Origin of the sequence: Paracoccus sp. IB05 (assembly GCF_016405985.1) — a bacterium.
GTDB lineage: Bacteria > Pseudomonadota > Alphaproteobacteria > Rhodobacterales > Rhodobacteraceae > Pseudogemmobacter.
Map to the genome: position 1 here is coordinate 1 of NZ_JAEFCF010000026.1, position 17994 is coordinate 17994.

16 protein-coding genes are annotated in these 17994 nt (G+C 63.5%); 8 read left to right on the top strand and 8 right to left on the bottom strand.

What is annotated here, in order from left to right:
* Nucleotides 1-275: 275 nt before the first annotated feature.
* From JC607_RS16335 to JC607_RS16350, 4 genes are all read right to left on the bottom strand, one after another.
* Nucleotides 276-935, bottom strand: coding sequence for a pyridoxamine 5'-phosphate oxidase family protein (locus JC607_RS16335; protein ID WP_198837966.1), 660 nt, complete (start codon nucleotides 933-935; stop codon nucleotides 276-278).
* Nucleotides 936-1110: 175 nt separating this feature from the next.
* The gene (gene rpmB, locus JC607_RS16340) at nucleotides 1111-1398 is read right to left on the bottom strand and encodes a 50S ribosomal protein L28 (RefSeq protein ID WP_092895652.1); all 288 of its coding nucleotides are present in this window, start codon (nucleotides 1396-1398) and stop codon (nucleotides 1111-1113) included.
* A gap of 186 nt (nucleotides 1399-1584) precedes the next feature.
* Nucleotides 1585-2565 (bottom strand): methylmalonyl Co-A mutase-associated GTPase MeaB, encoded by a 981-nt coding sequence (gene meaB / locus JC607_RS16345; RefSeq protein ID WP_198838020.1) that lies wholly within the window; start codon nucleotides 2563-2565, stop codon nucleotides 1585-1587.
* 39 nt (nucleotides 2566-2604) lie between these two features.
* On the bottom strand, nucleotides 2605-3267 hold the full coding sequence (locus tag JC607_RS16350; RefSeq protein ID WP_092895648.1) for an XRE family transcriptional regulator: 663 nt from the start codon (nucleotides 3265-3267) through the stop codon (nucleotides 2605-2607).
* Nucleotides 3268-3401: 134 nt separating this feature from the next.
* Between JC607_RS16350 and JC607_RS16355 the strand changes: the two genes are divergently transcribed.
* Entirely contained in the window at nucleotides 3402-4409 is a 1008-nt protein-coding gene (locus JC607_RS16355) for a GlxA family transcriptional regulator (protein ID WP_198837967.1), read from the top strand.
* Nucleotides 4410-4583: 174 nt separating this feature from the next.
* Here JC607_RS16355 and JC607_RS16360 read toward each other — a convergent pair whose 3' ends face one another.
* From JC607_RS16360 to JC607_RS16375, 4 genes are read right to left on the bottom strand one after another with little or no spacing between them, the layout of a single operon-like run.
* On the bottom strand, nucleotides 4584-5171 hold the full coding sequence (locus JC607_RS16360; RefSeq protein ID WP_198837968.1) for a sarcosine oxidase subunit gamma: 588 nt from the start codon (nucleotides 5169-5171) through the stop codon (nucleotides 4584-4586).
* Nucleotides 5164-8115, bottom strand: a complete 2952-nt coding sequence (locus tag JC607_RS16365; protein WP_198837969.1) for a sarcosine oxidase subunit alpha family protein — start codon at nucleotides 8113-8115, stop codon at nucleotides 5164-5166. Before JC607_RS16365 ends, JC607_RS16360 begins: the two co-directional genes overlap by 8 nt.
* Entirely contained in the window at nucleotides 8112-8399 is a 288-nt protein-coding gene (locus JC607_RS16370; RefSeq protein ID WP_198837970.1) for a sarcosine oxidase subunit delta, read from the bottom strand. Before JC607_RS16370 ends, JC607_RS16365 begins: the two co-directional genes overlap by 4 nt.
* Nucleotides 8400-8410: 11 nt before the next feature.
* A complete protein-coding gene (locus tag JC607_RS16375) occupies nucleotides 8411-9664 on the bottom strand; it encodes a sarcosine oxidase subunit beta family protein (protein WP_198838021.1) in 1254 nt (417 codons plus the stop codon).
* A gap of 214 nt (nucleotides 9665-9878) precedes the next feature.
* On the opposite strand from JC607_RS16375, the gene JC607_RS16380 reads away from it, so the two are divergent.
* The 7 genes from JC607_RS16380 to JC607_RS16410 are packed head-to-tail and all read left to right on the top strand — an operon-like array spanning nucleotide 9879 to nucleotide 17976.
* Complete coding sequence (locus tag JC607_RS16380; protein WP_198837971.1) at nucleotides 9879-10967, top strand: LacI family DNA-binding transcriptional regulator; 1089 nt, start codon at nucleotides 9879-9881, stop codon at nucleotides 10965-10967.
* Nucleotides 10964-12280 carry a xylose isomerase gene (xylA, locus tag JC607_RS16385; RefSeq protein ID WP_198837972.1) on the top strand — a complete coding sequence of 439 codons (1317 nt, stop codon included), beginning with the start codon at nucleotides 10964-10966 and terminating at the stop codon, nucleotides 12278-12280. Before JC607_RS16380 ends, xylA begins: the two co-directional genes overlap by 4 nt.
* Before the next feature lie 25 nt (nucleotides 12281-12305).
* Complete coding sequence (locus JC607_RS16390) at nucleotides 12306-13358, top strand: sugar phosphate isomerase/epimerase (protein WP_198837973.1); 1053 nt, start codon at nucleotides 12306-12308, stop codon at nucleotides 13356-13358.
* Between the two features lie 16 nt (nucleotides 13359-13374).
* Nucleotides 13375-14508: a Gfo/Idh/MocA family protein gene (locus JC607_RS16395; protein WP_198837974.1), complete on the top strand. Its 1134-nt coding sequence runs from the start codon at nucleotides 13375-13377 to the stop codon at nucleotides 14506-14508.
* Nucleotides 14505-16016: a sugar ABC transporter ATP-binding protein gene (locus JC607_RS16400; protein WP_198837975.1), complete on the top strand. Its 1512-nt coding sequence runs from the start codon at nucleotides 14505-14507 to the stop codon at nucleotides 16014-16016. The genes JC607_RS16395 and JC607_RS16400 overlap by 4 nt, the downstream gene beginning before the upstream one ends.
* Nucleotides 16013-16999 carry an ABC transporter permease gene (locus JC607_RS16405; protein WP_092895630.1) on the top strand — a complete coding sequence of 329 codons (987 nt, stop codon included), beginning with the start codon at nucleotides 16013-16015 and terminating at the stop codon, nucleotides 16997-16999. Before JC607_RS16400 ends, JC607_RS16405 begins: the two co-directional genes overlap by 4 nt.
* Before the next feature lie 35 nt (nucleotides 17000-17034).
* On the top strand, nucleotides 17035-17976 hold the full coding sequence (locus JC607_RS16410; protein WP_198837976.1) for an ABC transporter substrate-binding protein: 942 nt from the start codon (nucleotides 17035-17037) through the stop codon (nucleotides 17974-17976).
* Nucleotides 17977-17994: the final 18 nt, after the last annotated feature.

Genomic DNA, 17994 nt, shown 5'->3' on the forward strand with positions numbered 1-17994 from the left:
AGACCCAATCGATTCGCCATAAAGACGCGCATAGCCCGCAGCATCAACATGCGCGCCCGCCGAAAACTCCAATGATGGCGCGCGGCTCGTAACCGGACCTGACATGACACATTCCTCCCTTGCTTCGGGCGGTCTGTGCCCCTGGCCGGGATTTCCCCCAAGGCCCGGTTTCCGCCCCGATCTGCTGGCCGGGGCCGGATCCAGGACCGCCCCCCCTGAACGCGATAGGGGGCCTCGGGAGCGGAAAGGTCAAGAAGGGGCGACAGCCTTCCTGTTCAACCGAAGGTGAAATCGCGCAGATAAGAGGGCGGATCAGCGGCAAGCCCGGGCGCCAGGTCAGGGGCCGGGCGCGGCGCCCCCATCACCATCTGCATCGGCAGAACGCCGGCCCAGACCGGCCAGCCGGCATCTTCCGGCGGGTCGGTCGGATCGCCGGCGCTGATCTTGGCCGAGGCCTCCGAGATCGGCAGTGACAAGACCGCCGTCGCCTTCAGCTCCTGCACCGTCATCGGGCGCAAAGTGTCCCAGCGGCCGGGGAATAGCCGCTCCATCATCGCCTTCAGCGCGGCCTCTTTCTCGCCCGGGTCGTGCAGCAGGACCGCCTCGCCAAAGACCATCACCGAACGATATTGCGTTGAATGTTCCAGCCCTGAGCGCGCCAGTACCATTCCATCCACCGCCGTCACCGTGACACAGACCTTCGCGCCAGACGCCGCCTTGATCATCCGGCTGGCCGAAGATCCATGCCAGTAAATCCGGTCGCCGATCCGCCATTGCAGCGTCGCGGTCACCACCGGCTGCCCGTCGATCAGATGGCCGATATGGGCCAGCGGAATGCGGTCCAGCACATCACGGATCACCTCCGGGTCATAGCTGGCCATCCCATGCTGACGGCGGGCACGGGTCAGGGTCGAAGGCGGCTTATGGTCGGACATGCTGGCTCCAGGCGGTGGCTCTGCACGCAGTCTTCGGCTGTCATGCTGCCGCCGTCCACCCCGTTTCAGCCAGCGCATCGCCCGGATCCGACAACAGAAAACCCCGCCCGGGCGTTACCCGGACGGGGTTTAAATCTCACCAGGGGCCCCACTGCTGCGTGAAGCCCGGCACGCCTCAGGCGGCGGCTTGTGCTTTCTCGATATCGCGCTTGATCTTCAGCGCATCCGAGGAGAGCTCTGCATCCTTGGCGCGCGCGAGGAACGCGTCCAGACCGCCGCGGTGATCCACGGTCCGCAGTGCGGCTGCCGAGATGCGCAGGGTATAGGTTTTGCCGAGCACGTCGGATGCCAGCGAAACCTCATTCAGGTTCGGCAGGAAACGACGACGGTTCTTGTTATTCGCATGGCTGACCGTGTTGCCGGTCATCGGGCCTTTGCCCGTCAGTTCGCAAACGCGCGACATTGCGGTATCCTTCAGGTCTGGTCAGCTTTCGCTGTATTGGGTCAGCTTGCGCTGTGTTCAAAGGACAAACCCAAGGGAATCCCCCCGCTGTCCGAATTCGATCCTGGGGCAAATACGGGGAATCCGCTCCGGCGTCAAGCGATTCACCGCGGGAAGCCGCCGGGAAACGCAGCTGTCAGGCAGCTTTCATACCGGGCGCCCAAGCGCTGCCATCATCTGCCGCGCGGCGGCCTCGGGCGTGGCTTCTCCGGCCGCGACCTGAGCCCCGAGCCGGGCGAGGATACCCTTTGCCGGTTCCCGCTCCAGCACCGCCAAAAGCCCGTGGCGCACTTCCTCCCCGAACCAATGCGCCGCCTGTTCCGACCGCCTGCGCGCCCAATGGCCCTGGTCCTTGCGCCAGGTGGCAAGCCGGGTCATCTCGTCCCAGGCCTTGTCGAGCCCTGCGCCGCTATAGGCGGAAACCGGCATCGCTTTGGGGAAGCCTTCGGGGTCCTGCGCGCGCTTGCGCAACAGCCGCAGCGCGCCGGCATAATCGGCCACGGTACGGGTCGCGGTCGCCAGCAGGTCGCCATCCGCCTTATTGACCAGAATCATATCGGCCATTTCCATGATGCCGCGCTTGACCCCTTGCAGCTCATCGCCGCCTGCCGGTGCCATGAGAAGCAAAAACACATCACAGATCTCGGCCACCATGGTCTCGGACTGGCCGACGCCCACCGTCTCGATCAGCACGAGATCAAAGCCGGCCGCCTCGCACAAAGCCACCGCCTCACGGGTGCGCCGCGCCACACCGCCCATATGGGCCTGGCTGGGCGAAGGGCGGATATAGGCATTCGGGTGGCGGGAAAGCTGCTCCATCCGGGTCTTGTCGCCCAGAATCGAGCCCCCCGACCGCGCCGAAGACGGATCCACCGCGAGAACCGCGATCTTTTTGCCGGTCTCGGCGAGCTTCATGCCGAAAGCCTCGATAAAGGTGGATTTCCCCACCCCCGGCGTGCCCGAAAGCCCCAGCCGCAGCGCCTGACGCCCCGAGGCGCGCAGCGCGGAGATCAGCTCCACCGCCTGTTCCCGATGGTCAGGCCGCGCGCTTTCGATCAGGGTGATCCCCCGCGCCAGCGCCCGCCGGTCACAGGCCAGGATCGCCCCGGCCATTGCGCCAATATCCATAGATTTCACCTCTGCGCTCCGCTCCCGCATCTGTCAGCCTCAGTTCGCCTGCGGATAGGAGATCACCGAAAGATAGCGTGCCGGCAGCGTGTTCAGCTTTTCCGGCCCATGTGGTGCATCGGCGTCAAAGAACAGGCTGTCGCCGGGCTGCATCAGGAAGGTCTGCTCGCCATGGCGGTAGACCACCTCGCCTTCCAGCATATAGAGAAGCTCGATCCCGTCATGCTGGAAGGTCGGGAAGATATCGGATTGCTCGTTGAGCGTGATCAGATAGGGTTCGACGATCACACCGCTGGCATTCTCGCCGATATGGCCAAGAAGGCTGTATTGATGGCCCGCCCGCGTGCCGGCGCGCTCAGTAATCACCGCCTCGCCCGATTTCACATGCATGACCTGACGGTTTTCCTCATAGCGGCGAAAGAACGAGGTCAGCGGCACGGAAAGCGCATGGGCCAGCACCTGCAGCGTGGTAAGCGAGGGCGAGGTGATGCCATTTTCGATCTTCGAGACCATGCCGATCGAGAGCCCCGTCTGCTTTGAGAGATCAGCGACCGTCATCCCCTTCTGGCGGCGAAAGCTGCGCACGGCGCGGCCAATGGCCACCTCGAGCACTTTCTCGCGCGGCTCGGAAACCCGGTGCGGATCCTGGGAGAGGGAGCGAAGTGGCTTGGCGGGCTCTGCTTTCTTCGGTCGGCTGCTCATCAAATCCCTCTGTTTCCCACAGTTTGCCGTCAGGCCTTGTCGGCCCGGACCTGCCGGTCCACTGACGGAGCTTGTATCATGGCCGTAAAATATGACTATGCTAGCGATAAATGTTTCCTGAGAGAATAAGAAACATGAACCAGGATGAAAGCGGCCTGCATCTGGGCTTTCTGATCTTTCCGGGCTTTCCGATGGCCTGCCTGACCTCGGCCATCGAGCCCCTGCGCGCGGCCAATGAGATCACCGGCAAACGCGCTTTTCGCTGGAGTGTGGTCGGCGAGACCGCAAGCCGCGTGGTCTCGTCTGCCGAGGTCGGTTTCGATCCCGATCTGGCGCTGGCCGATCTCGCGGATTGCGACCAGCTTTATATCCTGTCGGGCCCGGCGGGGAAGTTCAGCAATGCCCGCGGCTCAAATGCGGTGCTGCGCCGGCTCGCGCGCCATGGCACCGGGATCGGCGCCTTCTCGGGCGGCATCTTCCCGCTGGCCCGCTCCGGCCTGCTCGACGGACATAAAACCTCGGTCCACTGGTGTTATGAGGCCGCGTTCAAAACCGAATTCCCCGGCGTGATCGCGTCGGAAAAGGTGATCACCATCGACCGCGGCCGCCTGACCGCCGCCGGGGCCACCGCTGTGTTTGATCTGATGCTGCGGCTGATCGAGGAACAGCTCGGCCCCGAGGCGATGACGGAAGTGGCCTGCTGGTTCCAGCACCCTTTCATGCGCGGCGAGGAGGTCGAACAAAAGACCCCGACGCTCCGCTCGGACCGCACCGAGGATATGCTGCCCCCTCCCGTGGCCCGCGCGATCCGGCTTTTCGCCGAACATATCGAAGACCCGATCCAGATCGCCGAGGTCGCCGAGGCGGTGGACCTCTCCTCACGCCAGCTCGACCGCTCGTTCAAACGGTCAACCGGCCAGAGCCCGCTGAAATATTACCGGCTGCTCCGGCTGAAAAAAGCGCGGCAAATGGCGCTTTATTCCAACGACACGATCACGGAAATTGCGCTGGCGGTGGGCTATGCCAGCACCACCCCCCTCGTGCGCCATTATGCCCAGGCCTTCGGGGTGACCCCGCAAGAGGACCGCAAACAGGCCAATCAGTTCCGGGTGAAGGAAAACGCGCCGCTCCCGGCGGTCTGACCCCGCACGATGCGGGCCGCCCGCTTCTGTCCGGATGCGGAAGCCTCCGGCGGGGATATTTAAGAGACAGAAAATAATACAGAAGAAATCTTGCTATTTTCTGTCTCTAAATATCCCGGGGGCGAGGGGGCAGAGCCCCCTCTCCGCAGTTCCAACCTCGTGCGGCGCCGCGGATCAGAGCGCCGATTTCGCTGCAGTCATCAGCGCATGATGCAGCGAGGCCGCCGAGGAACGCCCGCCATAGACGGTGTAGCTCTTCCCCGCTGCACGACAGACCAGGATACAGCCCAGATGTTCGATAACTGTACGGCTGGCGCCACCTGAGGGCAGTTTCCCCAGATCGAGGTTCGAGAGAAGTTCGAAAACGGAAAGGGCACCCTCGCCTTCCAGATCGAATCCACCCCAGCCATCGGTCTGTTCGGTGATCGATGCGCTATCGCCGAAGCCGCGTTTCAGGATCGGCGCGATGTCTTCATGCGTGGCGAAAGGCGCCTCGATGAACCATTGCTCCGGCCCGGTCCAGATCGCGGTATAGGCGCCGCCCGTTGCACTGCGCGCCGGAGCGGGCAGATCGAAGCCAAAGAATGCCCTGGCCGCCGCATGGAACTCTGCCGGTTTCCCCTGCCGCGCGGACAGCGAGGCCAGGGCGGTGTCGGTCCGCTCAGTGATGGTCAGGCCGGGGAAGCTGTCCTTGCGGGGCAGGTCGCCCCCCAGCTGGGTGATCGGTTTGAGCGGGCTCATTTTCAGAACGGGATCAGCCACGGAGACGTTCTCCTTCCGGGTCGACAAAATGGGCGGAGACGACTTTGACCAGCGTCTCCTCTCCCGCCAGCGGGTTCACGGCGCGCAGCGTCTCGCCTTTGCGGGCGGCACCGTCTTTCAGATAGCCAAGGCCGATCGAATGGCCGAGCGAGGGTGAAAACGCGACCGAGGTCATATAGCCCTGGTCATTCTTCGCATCGGCCGGCGCGCCCTGGTTGATGAAATGCATCCCGCCAAGCAGGGGTTTCGTCGCATCAACCGGCTGGAAGCCCACGAGATTATAGGCGCCCTCGCGGTTCATCCCCTCTCGTTCCGACAGGGTCGAGCCGATCGAGTCCTTCTTCTTGTTGACCATGCCGGCCATACCGAGGTTCAGCGCCGAAGTGGTGCCGTTCAGCTCATTCCCCGCCGCATGGCCTTTCTCGATCCGCATGACGCCGAGCGCTTCGGTGCCATAGACAAGGGCATTGAACTCGCGCCCGGCCTCCATCATGGCGCGGACAAGGCCGTCGCCATAACGGGTCGGCACTGCGATTTCATAGGCCAGCTCTCCCGAGAAGGAGATCCGGAACAGCCGCGCCCTGAGGCCGCCACAAACCGTGATCTCGCCGCAGCCCATATAGGGGAAGGCCTCGTTCGAGATGTCGAATTCCGGATCGACGATCTTTTGCAGGAGCTTGCGGGCATTGGGTCCGGCGACCGAAAACTGCGCCCAGGCCTCGGTGGTCGAGATGATCTGCACATCAAGATCGGGCCAGAGACATTGCCGGGCGAATTCCATATGGCGGTAGACGCCGACCGCATTCGCCGTGGTGGTGGTGGTGACGAAGTGATCCTCGGCCAGACGGGCCGTGGTACCGTCATCCATTGCGATACCGTCTTCGCGCAGCATCAGGCCATAGCGGACCTTGCCGATACCGAGTTTGGCAAAGGGGTTGCAATAGATGCGGTTGAGGAACTCTGCCGCATCCGGCCCCTGAACGTCGATCTTGCCCAGCGTGGTCACGTCGCAGATGCCGACCGAGCCACGGGTCGCCAGCACTTCGCGGTCGACCGATTGCCGCCAGGTGGTCTCGCCCGCTTTCGGGAACCACTGGGCGCGCAGCCACATGCCGACCTCAACAAAGACCGCGCCCTGTTCCGCTGCCCATTTATGCGAGGGCGTCAGGCGTTTCGGGCGGAAATCCGCGCCGGCAGACCGGCCCGCAAAGGCCGCAATCGGCACCGGCGTATAGGGCGGGCGGTAGATGGTGGTACCGGTTTCCGGGATCGACTTGCCGGTCATCTCGGCCATCACGGCAAGGCCCGAGATATTCGAGGTCTTGCCCTGATCCGTCGCCATGCCCATCGTGGTGTAGCGCTTCAGATGCTCGACCGAGCGGAAGCCTTCCTGATGCGCCAGCTTGACGTCCTTAACGGTGACATCGTTCTGCTGGTCGAGCCAGGCGCGGCCCTTATGCGGCACATACCACAGCGGCGTAACGCGCACCGGCGCATCCTCGGCCTGGGGCAGATCGGCGGATTTCACCGTCAGACCAAGGCCTTCCAGCGCCTCGGCAGCAGCCTCTGCACCAGAGGCCAGCGCGCCGGCGGTCGAAAGCCGGCCATTCGCCGCGCCTGCAACAACCATACCCACCGGAAGCGTGCCGGGAACAAAGGCGGCAAGGTCTGCATTCCAGACCGGGAGGCCGCGCTGATGGCAGGTCAGATGGACATTCGGGTTCCAGCCGCCCGAGACGCCAAGCGCCTCGGCTGTGATCTGGCGGGTCTCGCCCGAGGCAAGTTTCACGCTGATCGAGGACAGGCCAAGGCGGCCATGCGCATCGGTCACCACGGCGCCGCGCAGATGCTCGGCCCCCTGGAAGGCAGGGCCATCGGCGCGGCTGTCGATCACCGCACTGATCTTGACGCCCTTTGCGAGCAGGTCGGATGCCGTGCGCAGCCCGTCATCATTATTGGTGAAGACCGCGACCGTCTGGCCCGGCGTCGCCGCCCAGCGATTGGCATAGGCGCGCATCGCACCGGCCAGCATCACGCCGGGACGGTCGTTGTTTTTGAACGCAATCGGGCGCTCGGTCGCGCCGGCCGCCAGCACGGCGCGCTGCGAATAGATCCGCCACAGGATCTGGCGCGGCTTGCCTGACGCCGGGGTCGCGATGTGGTCCGACACCCGCTCCAGCGCACCATAAATGCCGTGATCAAAAGAGCCGATCACAACCGTCCGCGTCAGGATGCGAACATTCGGCAGGCTCGAAAGCTCGGCAATTGCAGATTTCGCCCAGTCCGCGCCCGAGGCATCGCCAAGCGTAAAGGTCTCAGAGTTCAGCCGCCCGCCCGGGGTGAAATCCTCATCCGCAAGGATCACCCGCGCACCGGACCGTGCCGCCGTCAGCGCCGCCGCCAGACCCGAGGGCCCGGCCCCGATCACCAGCAGATCGCAATGCAGGAAGCCCTTGTCATAGGCATCCGGGTCGTCCTGCATCGAGAGGCTGCCAAGTCCCGCCGCGCGGCGGATCATCGGCTCGTACAGTTTTTCCCAAAACGCCTTCGGCCACATGAAGGTCTTGTAATAGAACCCCGCCGCGAAGAAGGACGACAGCCGGTCATTGATCGCGAGAAAGTCGAATTTCAGCGAACCGACATGGTTCTGGCTTTTCGCGCTCAGGCCTTCGAACAGTTCCGCAATGGTCGCGCGGGTGTTCGGCTCCTGGCGCGCGCCCTGGCGCAGTTCGACAATCGCGTTCGGCTCTTCGGAACCCGACGAGATCGGGCCGCGCGGGCGGTGATATTTGAACGACCGGCCCATCAGCCGCACGCCATTCGCGAGCAGAGCCGAGGCGAGCGTATCGCCCTCATAGCCTTGATAGGTCGCCCCATCGAAGGTGAAGTTCAGCGGTTTTGAGCGGTTCAGCTGACCACCGGACAGACGGTTCTTCTGGCTCATTTCGACCTTCCCCGGGCGCGGGCCACATCGCGGGCCAGCTCGACTTTGGTGATTTCATGGGTCAGCGTGTTGCGGGTCACCACAAGCCAGGACCGGTCGCCCTGTTCGTGGAACCACAGCTCCTGGTGAAGCCCCGCAGGGTTCGTGCGCTGGTAGAGATAGTCGTGGAACGTATCGACGGCGCCCTCGGCGGCCCAGTCTGGCCGGTCGATCAGGTTCGCATCGCCAAGATAGACGAATTCCTGCGAATCTCGCGGCCCCAGCAGGGGGTGATTGATAATCATCGCTCAGGTCCTCAATGCAGGTTCGGTTGGGCGCCCATGCCCTTTTCGTCGATCATCAGCCCCTTGCGGAACCGGTCGAACCGATAGGCGGTCGCCACGGAATGCGGTTGGTCATTGGCGAGCAGATGCGCAAAGCACCAGCCGCTTGCGGGCGTTGCCTTGAACCCGCCATAGCACCAGCCGCCATTGAAATAGAGCCCGTCGATATCGGTCTTGTCGATGATGGGCGAGCCATCCATCGACATATCCATGATACCGCCCCAGATCCGCAGAAGGCGCGCGCGCCCGATCATCGGCATGATCGACATGCCGCCCTCGCAGACGTCTTCCACGACCGGAAGATTGCCACGCTGGGCATAGGTATTATAGCCGTCGATATCGCCGCCAAATACCAGACCGCCCTTGTCGGACTGGCTGACATAGAAATGGCCCGCGCCATAGGTGATCACGCCCGGCAGCACCGGCTTCAGCCCTTCCGAGACGAAGGCCTGCAGCACATGGCTTTCGATCGGCAGGCGGTGGATGCCGGCCTGCGCCATGACTTTGCCCGACGACCCGGCGACCGCGCAGCCGATCTTGTTTGCGCCGATGAACCCGCGCGTGGTCTCGACCCCCAGCACCTTGCCGTTCTCGATCTTAAACCCGGTGACTTCGCAATTCTGGATAATGTCGACGCCGCGCTGATCGGCGCCGCGCGCATAGCCCCAGGCGACCGCATCATGGCGCACGGTGCCACCACGCGGTTGCAACAGGCCGCCTTTGATCGGGAAACGCGCATTGTCGAAGTTCAGGAAGGGCGCCAGTTTGCGCACGCCTTCCTGGTCCAGCAGCTCGGCATCGACCCCGTTCAGCCGCATCCCGTTGCCGCGACGGCGGAAGGCATCGCGCTGTGCATCGGTATGGCAGAGGTTCAGCACGCCGCGCTGGCTGACCATGGCGTTATAGTTGAAATCCTGCTCGAGATTTTCCCACAGCTTCATGGAAAACTCATAGAACGGCTCATTGCCATCAAGCAGATAGTTCGACCGGATGATCGTCGTGTTGCGGCCCACATTGCCGCCGCCGATCCAGCCCTTTTCCAGCACGGCGACATTCGCCTTGCCGAAGATCTTCGCCAGGTAATAGGCGGTCGCAAGACCGTGGCCACCGCCACCTATGATAATGATATCATAGTGTTTCTTCGGCTCCGGGTCGCGCCATGCGGGCGTCCAGCCTTTATGGCCCGTCAGGGCCTCTTTGATCACTTTGAAGCCTGAATACCGCATCATATCCCCGCGCCGAAACTTCAGCTCAGTGTCAGGATTTTTACCGGCCCCACCCCTCTTGTTTCAGACAGCGACCCTTTCATTTCGGACATGTCACAAAATTCTGTCAGCGGGGTAACGGATCCCGGGACCAGGTCATAATGACAGACGTATATCAGAAAATGATTGACGTATGTCATTTCCTCATCTCTTCTGCGGGCGGGAGGAGAATCAAATGCGCAAGCCGACGCTGCAGGATGTGGCGCGGGCTGCGGGCGTGAGCTACGCGACTGCGGACCGGGTTCTCAATGAGCGCGGCAATGTCGCCGAGAAATCCACGCGCCGGGTCCTGCACGCCATCGAAACGCTCGGGTATGAGCGCGATCTCCATGCCGCGAATCTGTCGCGCGGGCGCATCTATCATTTCCGTTTCCTGCTGCCGGGCGGCGATCACAGCTTCTTTCGCGCCCTGCGCCAGGCGGTTGACGCCGAGGCCTCTGCCCGCCGCACCGACCGCGTCCGTTTCACCCTGACCGAGGTGCCAACGCTTGATTCCGACGCGCTGGCACGCGCTCTGGAACAGCTGCCGCGCGATTGCGATGCCGTGGCGGTGGTGGCAACCGAGACGCCGAGAATAGCCGAGGCCATCGGCGCGCTGTGCGAAGCGCGCATTCCGGTGGTGACGCTGGTGGGCGACGCCGCGCCTGATCTGCGCGCGGCCTATGTCGGCATCGACAATCAGATGGCCGGGCGCACCGCCGGGCGCCTGATCCGGATGGCCCATATTGCGCGACCAGTCTCTTCGCCCGGGCTGATCCTGCCGGTGATCGGTGCGCTCAGCGCACGCGACCACCGTGACCGGCTGGAAGGCGCGCGCCTTGTGCTTGAAGGCGGGCCGCAGCTTATGGCCCCTGTCGTGGTGGATGACCGCCCCGACCTGATGCGGCTGCGCGTGACGGAGGCGCTGGAACAGGAACCCGGCATCACCGGCATTTATTCCATCGGCGCCGGCAATCGCGGGCTGATCGAGATCCTCGCGCAAAGGCCCGATGAACGCCCCTTCACCATCATGCATGATCTGACGCCCACCACGCGCGGCGGACTTGAAGCTGGCCTTGTCGATGCGGTGATCGACCAGAAACCGGCCCAGGAGGTCGCGCTGTCGGTCGATGTGATGAAGGCGCTCTCGGACGGGCGCGAGCTTCCCGACCCGACGCGCGACATCACGCCGACCATCTTTCTGAAAGACAACCTGCCTGCGGCATTGCCCGCGCCCCCGGCTGACCTTCAGCCTGCCCTTATGTCCACAGGAGACCCCCGTTGAGCGGTTATTTCGACTCCATCGCCCCGGTGAAATTTGCCCCCGAAACTGCCCATGAGGCCGGGGCTCTCGCCTATCATCACTACAACCCCGATGAAATCGTGCTGGGCAAGCGGATGGAGGATCACCTTCGCTTCGCCGTCGCCTACTGGCATTCCTTTGCCTGGGAAGGCGGCGACCCCTTTGGCGGCCGCACCTTTGACCGCCCCTGGTTCCCCGCCGATACGATGGCGCTGGCAAAGCAGAGGGCAGATGAGGCGTTCGACCTCTTCCGCATCCTCGGCGTGCCATATTACTGTTTCCACGACCATGATGTCCGCCCCGAAGGCGCAACCTTGCGCGAAAGCCGCGCCCGGCTTGAAGAAATCGCCGATTATTTCCAGGCGAAGATGGAGGCAGGCGGGCCCAAACTCCTCTGGGGCACCGCCAACCTCTTTACCAATCGCCGCTATATGTCGGGCGCGGCCTCGAACCCCGACCCGGATGTCTTCGCCTATTCCGCGTCCATCGTGCGCGGCGTGATGGAGGTGACGCATCGCCTCGGCGGTGAAAACTACGTCCTCTGGGGCGGTCGCGAGGGCTATGAAACGCTTCTGAACACCGATCTCGGCCAGGAGCTTGACCATATGGGTCGCTTCCTGAACCTGGTGGTCGAGCATAAGCACAAGATCGGCTTCAAAGGCACCATCCTGCTGGAGCCGAAACCGAAGGAGCCGACCAAGCATCAATACGACTATGACGTCGCCACCTGCTACGGCTTCCTCAAGCGCTATGGGCTTGAAAATGAGGTGAAACTCAATATCGAACAGGGTCACGCGATCCTTGCGGGTCACAGTTTCGAACATGAGCTGGCGATGGCGCGGACGCTGGGGCTGCTCGGCTCCATCGACATGAACCGCAATGATTACCAGTCGGGCTGGGATACCGATCAGTTCCCGAACAATGTGCCTGAAATCGCGCTGGCCTATTATGAGGTGCTGAAAGACGGCGGCTTCACCACGGGTGGCACCAATTTCGACGCGAAAATCCGCCGCCAGTCGCTGGATGCGGAAGACCTCGTTGCCGCCCATGTCGGCGCGATGGATGTCTGCGCGCGGGGCCTCAAGGCGGCGGCGAAGATGCTGGAAGAGGGCCGGCTCGAGGCCGCCCGTGCGGCAAGGTACAAAGGCTGGCAGAGCGCGGATGCCCAGGCGATGCTGGGCAAGTCCGCGACCCTCGCTTCGATTGCCGATGCGGCAGAGGCCGCCGGGCTCGACCCGCAGCCGGTTTCGGGGCGGCAGGAAATTCTGGAAAATCTGGTTAATCGCTACGTCTGAGCGCCAGCCCTGGGGAGGAAAGACCATGAAGACGATCAAAGGGCCGGGACTGTTTCTCGCGCAATTCGCAAGCGATGCGGCGCCGTTCAACTCCTGGGACAGCATCACGAAATGGGCCGCCGATATCGGCTATAAAGGTGTCCAGGTGCCCAGCTGGGACGGGCGGCTGATCGATCTCGACCGCGCCGCCTCCAGCAAGGATTACTGCGACGAGTTCAAGGGCGTGGCCGAGGCGAATGGCGTCGTTGTGACCGAGCTTTCGACCCATCTCCAGGGCCAGCTGGTCGCGGTGCATCCGGCCTATGACGAGGGCTTTGACGGCTTTGCCGCGCCGCATGTGCGCGGCAATCCGAAGGCACGCCAGGAATGGGCCGTGATCCAGGTGAAAAACGCGCTGACCGCCAGCAAACATATGGGGCTGACGGCCCAGGCGTCGTTTTCCGGCGCGCTGGCCTGGCCCTATGTCTACCCCTGGCCACAGCGCCCGGCTGGCCTTGTGGAAACGGCGTTCGACGAGCTGGCGCGACGCTGGAAGCCGATCCTCGACCATGCAGACGACTGCGGTGTCGATATCTGCTATGAGATCCACCCCGGCGAAGACCTGCATGACGGCATCACCTATGAGATGTTTCTGGAACGCACCGGCAACCATCCCCGGGCCTGCATGCTTTACGATCCCTCGCATTACGTGCTGCAATGCCTGGATTATCTGGACAATATCGACATTTACCGCGACCGTATCCGGATGTTCCATGTCAAGGATGCCGAGTTCAACCCGACCGGCCGCCAGGGGGTCTATGGCGGCTTTCAGTCATGGGTGAACCGGGCCGGGCGGTTCCGCAGCCTTGGCGATGGCCAGGTCGATTTCGGCGCGGTGTTCTCCAAAATGGCGGCGAATGATTTCGACGGCTGGGCGGTCGTGGAATGGGAATGCGCGATCAAGCATCCGGAAGACGGCGCGCGCGAAGGGGCCGAGTTCGTGAAACACCACATCATCCGCGTGACCGACAAAGCGTTTGACGATTTCGCGGATGGTGGCACTGATGAAGCCGCGAACCGCCGTATGCTCGGGCTTTGAGGGGGGATCTGACACCATGACAAAGATCAGACTGGGGATGGTCGGCGGCGGCAAGGATGCCTTTATCGGCGGCGTCCACCGGATCGCGGCGCGCATCGATGGCGAATATGACCTGGTCGCCGGCGCGCTGTCTTCGACGCCGGAACGGGCGCTGGAAAGCGGGCTGGCGCTCGGGCTGGCGGCGGATCGGTCCTATGGCAGTTATGAAGAGATGGCCGAACGCGAGGCCGCGCGTGAGGATGGCATCCGCGCCGTGTCCATCGTGACGCCGAACCATATGCATGCCGGCCCCGCGATGGCCTTTCTGAACCGCGGCATCCATGTGATTTGCGACAAGCCGCTGACCGCCACGATGGACCAGGCGCGCGACCTCGAGGCTGCGGTCAAAGCATCAAAAGCGCTCTTCATCCTGACCCATAATTACACCGGCTATCCGATGATCCGCCAGGCGCGGGACATGGTGGCCTCGGGCGAGCTGGGGAAGATTCGCGTCGTTCAGGTCGAATATGCCCAGGACTGGCTGACCGAAGCCGCAGATGACAGCAACAAACAGGCAGACTGGCGCACCGACCCCGCGCGCTCGGGCGCAGGCGGCGCGATTGGCGATATCGGCACCCATGCCCATAACCTCGCCTGTTTCGTGACCGGGCTGGCGGTGGAAAGCCTTGCCGCCGATCTGCAAAGCTTTGTCCCCGGGCGCCGGGTCGATGACAATGCCAATATCCTTCTCAGGATGCAGGGCGGTGCGCGCGGCGTGCTCTGGTGCAGCCAGGTGGCGCCGGGCTGCGAAAACGGGCTGCGGCTGCGCGTCTTTGGCGAAAAAGGCGGGCTGGAATGGAGCCAGGAGGATCCGAATTACCTCTGGCACACCCCCTTTGGCGCGGCCAAACGCCTCGTGACCCGGCGCGGCGCCGGGGCGAATGCGGCGGCGAATGCCGTCAGCCGCACCCCGGGCGGCCATCCCGAGGGCTATCTCGAAGGGTTCGCCAATCTCTATACCGAGGCCGCCCGCGCCATTCGCGCGGCAGACAGCGGCCAGATCCCGGATACCGGCCTTCTGCCGGGGATTGCGGCCGGGATGGACGGGATGCGCTTTATCGACGCCGCGATCCGCTCGTCCCGGGCCGATGCCGCATGGGTGGCGCTGTGACCACACCCGTTCTCGCCCTGAACGGCGTCAGCCGCAGTTTCGGCCCGATCGAGGTGCTGCATGGCATCTCGATCGCGCTGGCCCCGGGCCGCGTCCATGCGCTGATCGGCGAGAATGGCGCGGGGAAATCCACGACGATGAAGATCCTCGCGGGCTATCAGCCGCCGTCCTCAGGCGAGGTTCTGCTGGACGGTCGCGCGGTTGCCTTCGCCACCATGGGTGAGGCCGAGGCTGCGGGGATCTCGATGATCCACCAGGAATTCAACCTGGCCGAGCAGCTGACCGTCGAGGAAAACATCTTCCTTGGCCGCGAGCTGAAACGCGGCCTCTTCCTCAACAAAGCCGCGATGCGGGCCGAGGCCAGGACGCTTCTGGACCGGCTGCAATGCCGGGTCGCGACGGATCGCCCGATCTCGAGCCTGTCGAATTCCGACAAGCAGATGGTCGAAATCGCGAAAGCCCTGTCGCGCGAGACCCGCGTCCTGATTATGGACGAGCCGACCGCGGTGCTGACCAAGGCCGAAACCAGGATTCTGATAGACCAGGTCCGGGCGCTCAGGGCCGCCGGCACGGCCATTCTCTTCACCTCGCACAAGCTCGACGAGGTGAAAGAGATTGCAGACGACCTGACCATCATGCGCGATGGCGCGGTGGTCTATTCCGGCCCCGCCGATGCGATGGACGAACATGGCATGGCCGAAGCAATGGTCGGGCGCGAGATGTCGCAGCTTTACCCCGCCAAAGACGGCACCCCCGGCGAGATCGTGCTGGAAGTCTCTGGCCTGACAGTGCCGGGCTTCGCCGAAGATATCAGCTTCAGCCTGCGCGCGGGCGAGATCCTCGGCATTGCCGGGCTGATCGGTTCGGGGCGGACCGAGACATTCGAGGGCCTAGCTGGGCTGCGCCCTGCCACCGGTTCGGTCAAAGTCAAAGGCCGCGCGGTCACCATCCGCCACAACTGGGAGGCGCTGGAGCTTGGCCTGTGCTACCTGACCGAAGACCGCAAGATGCGCGGACTGCTGTTGCAAAAGGGGATGCGTGAGAACCTCACCCTCCAGGCCCTGCACCGGTTCTCGCATGGGCTGCTGGATCAGCGCGCCGAAGAGGCGGCGCTTGACCAGGCGATCCGCGATTTCGACATTCGTGGCGCGCGCGGGATCAATGTCGGCCATCTGTCCGGCGGCAATCAGCAAAAGCTGCTCTTCGCGAAAACCATGCTCTCGGACCCGCAGATCATCGTGATCGACGAGCCGACCCGCGGCATCGACATCGGCACCAAACAACAGATGTACGACTTCATCCGCCGCCTTGCCCGCGAGGGCCGCGCCATCGTGGTGATCTCCTCGGAAATGCAGGAGGTCATCGGCCTTGCCGACCGCGTTCTGGTGATGCGGCAGGGCCGGATCCAGGGCGAGGTGACCGGCGATACCATCACTGAGGACGCCATCGTGCGCCTCGCCATGGGGGTCGGCCAGGCCGCCCCTCTCGCAAAGGAGTTACAGGAATGAGTGTTGCGGCAGCTCCGGCGCGCCGGGTGCAGATGAGCGTGATCGGCCCGATCCTCGCGCTGGTGATCCTCGTGATCATGGGCGCGATGATGAACCCGAATTTCCTCGGCCTCGACAATATCACCAATGTTCTGGCGCGGTCGGCCTTTATCGGCATCATCGCGGTGGGGATGACCTTCGTGATCACGGCAGGCGGGCTTGACCTCTCGGTCGGCTCGATGGCGGCGTTTATCGCCGGGCTGATGATCCTTGTGATGAACAAAATGCTGCCCTCGATGGGCGTGGGCGTGCCGATTGTCCTTGTGGGGATGCTGGTCGCACTTGGCGCCGGGATCATCGCGGGGCTGATCAATGGTCTTCTGATCACCCGGCTGGGGATCGAGGCCTTCATCGTCACGCTCGGCTCGATGGGGATCTATCGCAGCCTCGTCACCTGGCTTGCAGATGGCGGCACGCTGAGCCTCGATTTCGGCCTGCGCACCTTCTACCAGCCGGTCTATTACGGCGGCATTTTCGGCGTCACCTGGCCGATCATCGTCTTTGCTGTGGTGGTGATCCTCGGCGAATTGCTGATGCGCTCCACCGCCTTTGGCCGCCATTGCGCCGCCATCGGGTCAAATGACCAGGTGGCGAAATATTCATCCGTGCGCGTCGGCCGCGTGCGGCTTCTGACCTATGTGATGCTTGGCGCCCTCGTCGGGCTGGCCGTCATCATGTATGTGCCGCGCCTTGGCTCGGCCTCGTCCGCCACCGGCCTCCTGTGGGAGCTGGAGGCGATTGCCGCCGTCATCATCGGTGGCACGGCCCTCAAGGGCGGTTTCGGCCGCGTCTGGGGCACGGTTGTGGGGGTGCTGATCCTCGTGCTGATCGGCAATCTGCTGAACCTGACGGATTACGTCTCGCCCTATCTGAACGGAGCAATCCAGGGCGCGATCATCGTTCTCGCTGTCGTTTTGCAGCGCGGAAGCAAAGCGGGCCAGTGACCCCTGGCCCAAAATTACTCAAGGGAGGAGAAACTATGAAACATTTCGTATCGGCATTGGCGCTTGCGGTGGCGCTTGGCGGGCCGGCCCTGGCCCAGGACACCAAAGTGATCGGCGTGTCGATCCCGGCGGCGACCCATGGCTGGGCGGGCGGCATGAACTATTTCGCCAAAACCACGGTAGAGCGGCTGGAAGCCACCTATCCCGAGCTGGATTTCGTGCTGGCGACCGCCTCGGACCCGGCCAAGCAGGTCAATGATATCGAAGACATGCTGGCCACCCGCAAGATCAGCGCGCTCGTCGTGCTGCCTTTTGAATCCGAGCCGCTGACCGGTCCGGTGCAGAATGTCAAAGCCTCGGGCGCCTGGGTGACCGTGGTCGACCGTGGTCTGGCGGTTGACGGCATCGAAGACCTCTATGTCGCAGGCGACAATCCCGGCTTTGGCCGCGTCGCGGGCGAATTCATGAAATCCCACATGCCCGATGGCGGCAAGGTTGTCGTGCTGCGCGGCATCCCGACCACCATCGACAATGAGCGCCTCGAAGGCTTCCAGGGCGCCATTGAGGGCTCGGGGATCGAAGTTCTTGCCGCCGAACATGGCGACTGGAACCGCGACAAGAGCTTTACCGTGATGCAGGATTTCCTGTCGAAATATCCGGAAATCGACGCGGTCTGGGCCTCGGATGACGATATGGCGCTTGGCGCCCTGGCCGCGATCGAAGCCGCCGGCCGCAAAGACATCAAATTCGTGCTCGGCGGCGCCGGTATGAAAGAGATGATCAAGCGCACCATGGACGGCGATGCGATGATCCCGGCCAATGTGACCTACCCGCCGTCGATGATCGCCACCGCAATCGAAATCACCGCGGTCGGCCTCGTCTCGCCGGCGCCGGTCTCGGGCGATTTCATCATCGGCTCGGTTCTGGTCACGCCGGACAATGCGGCCACCTTCTACTACCCCGACAGCCCGTTCTGAGGCATTACGACCCCGGCC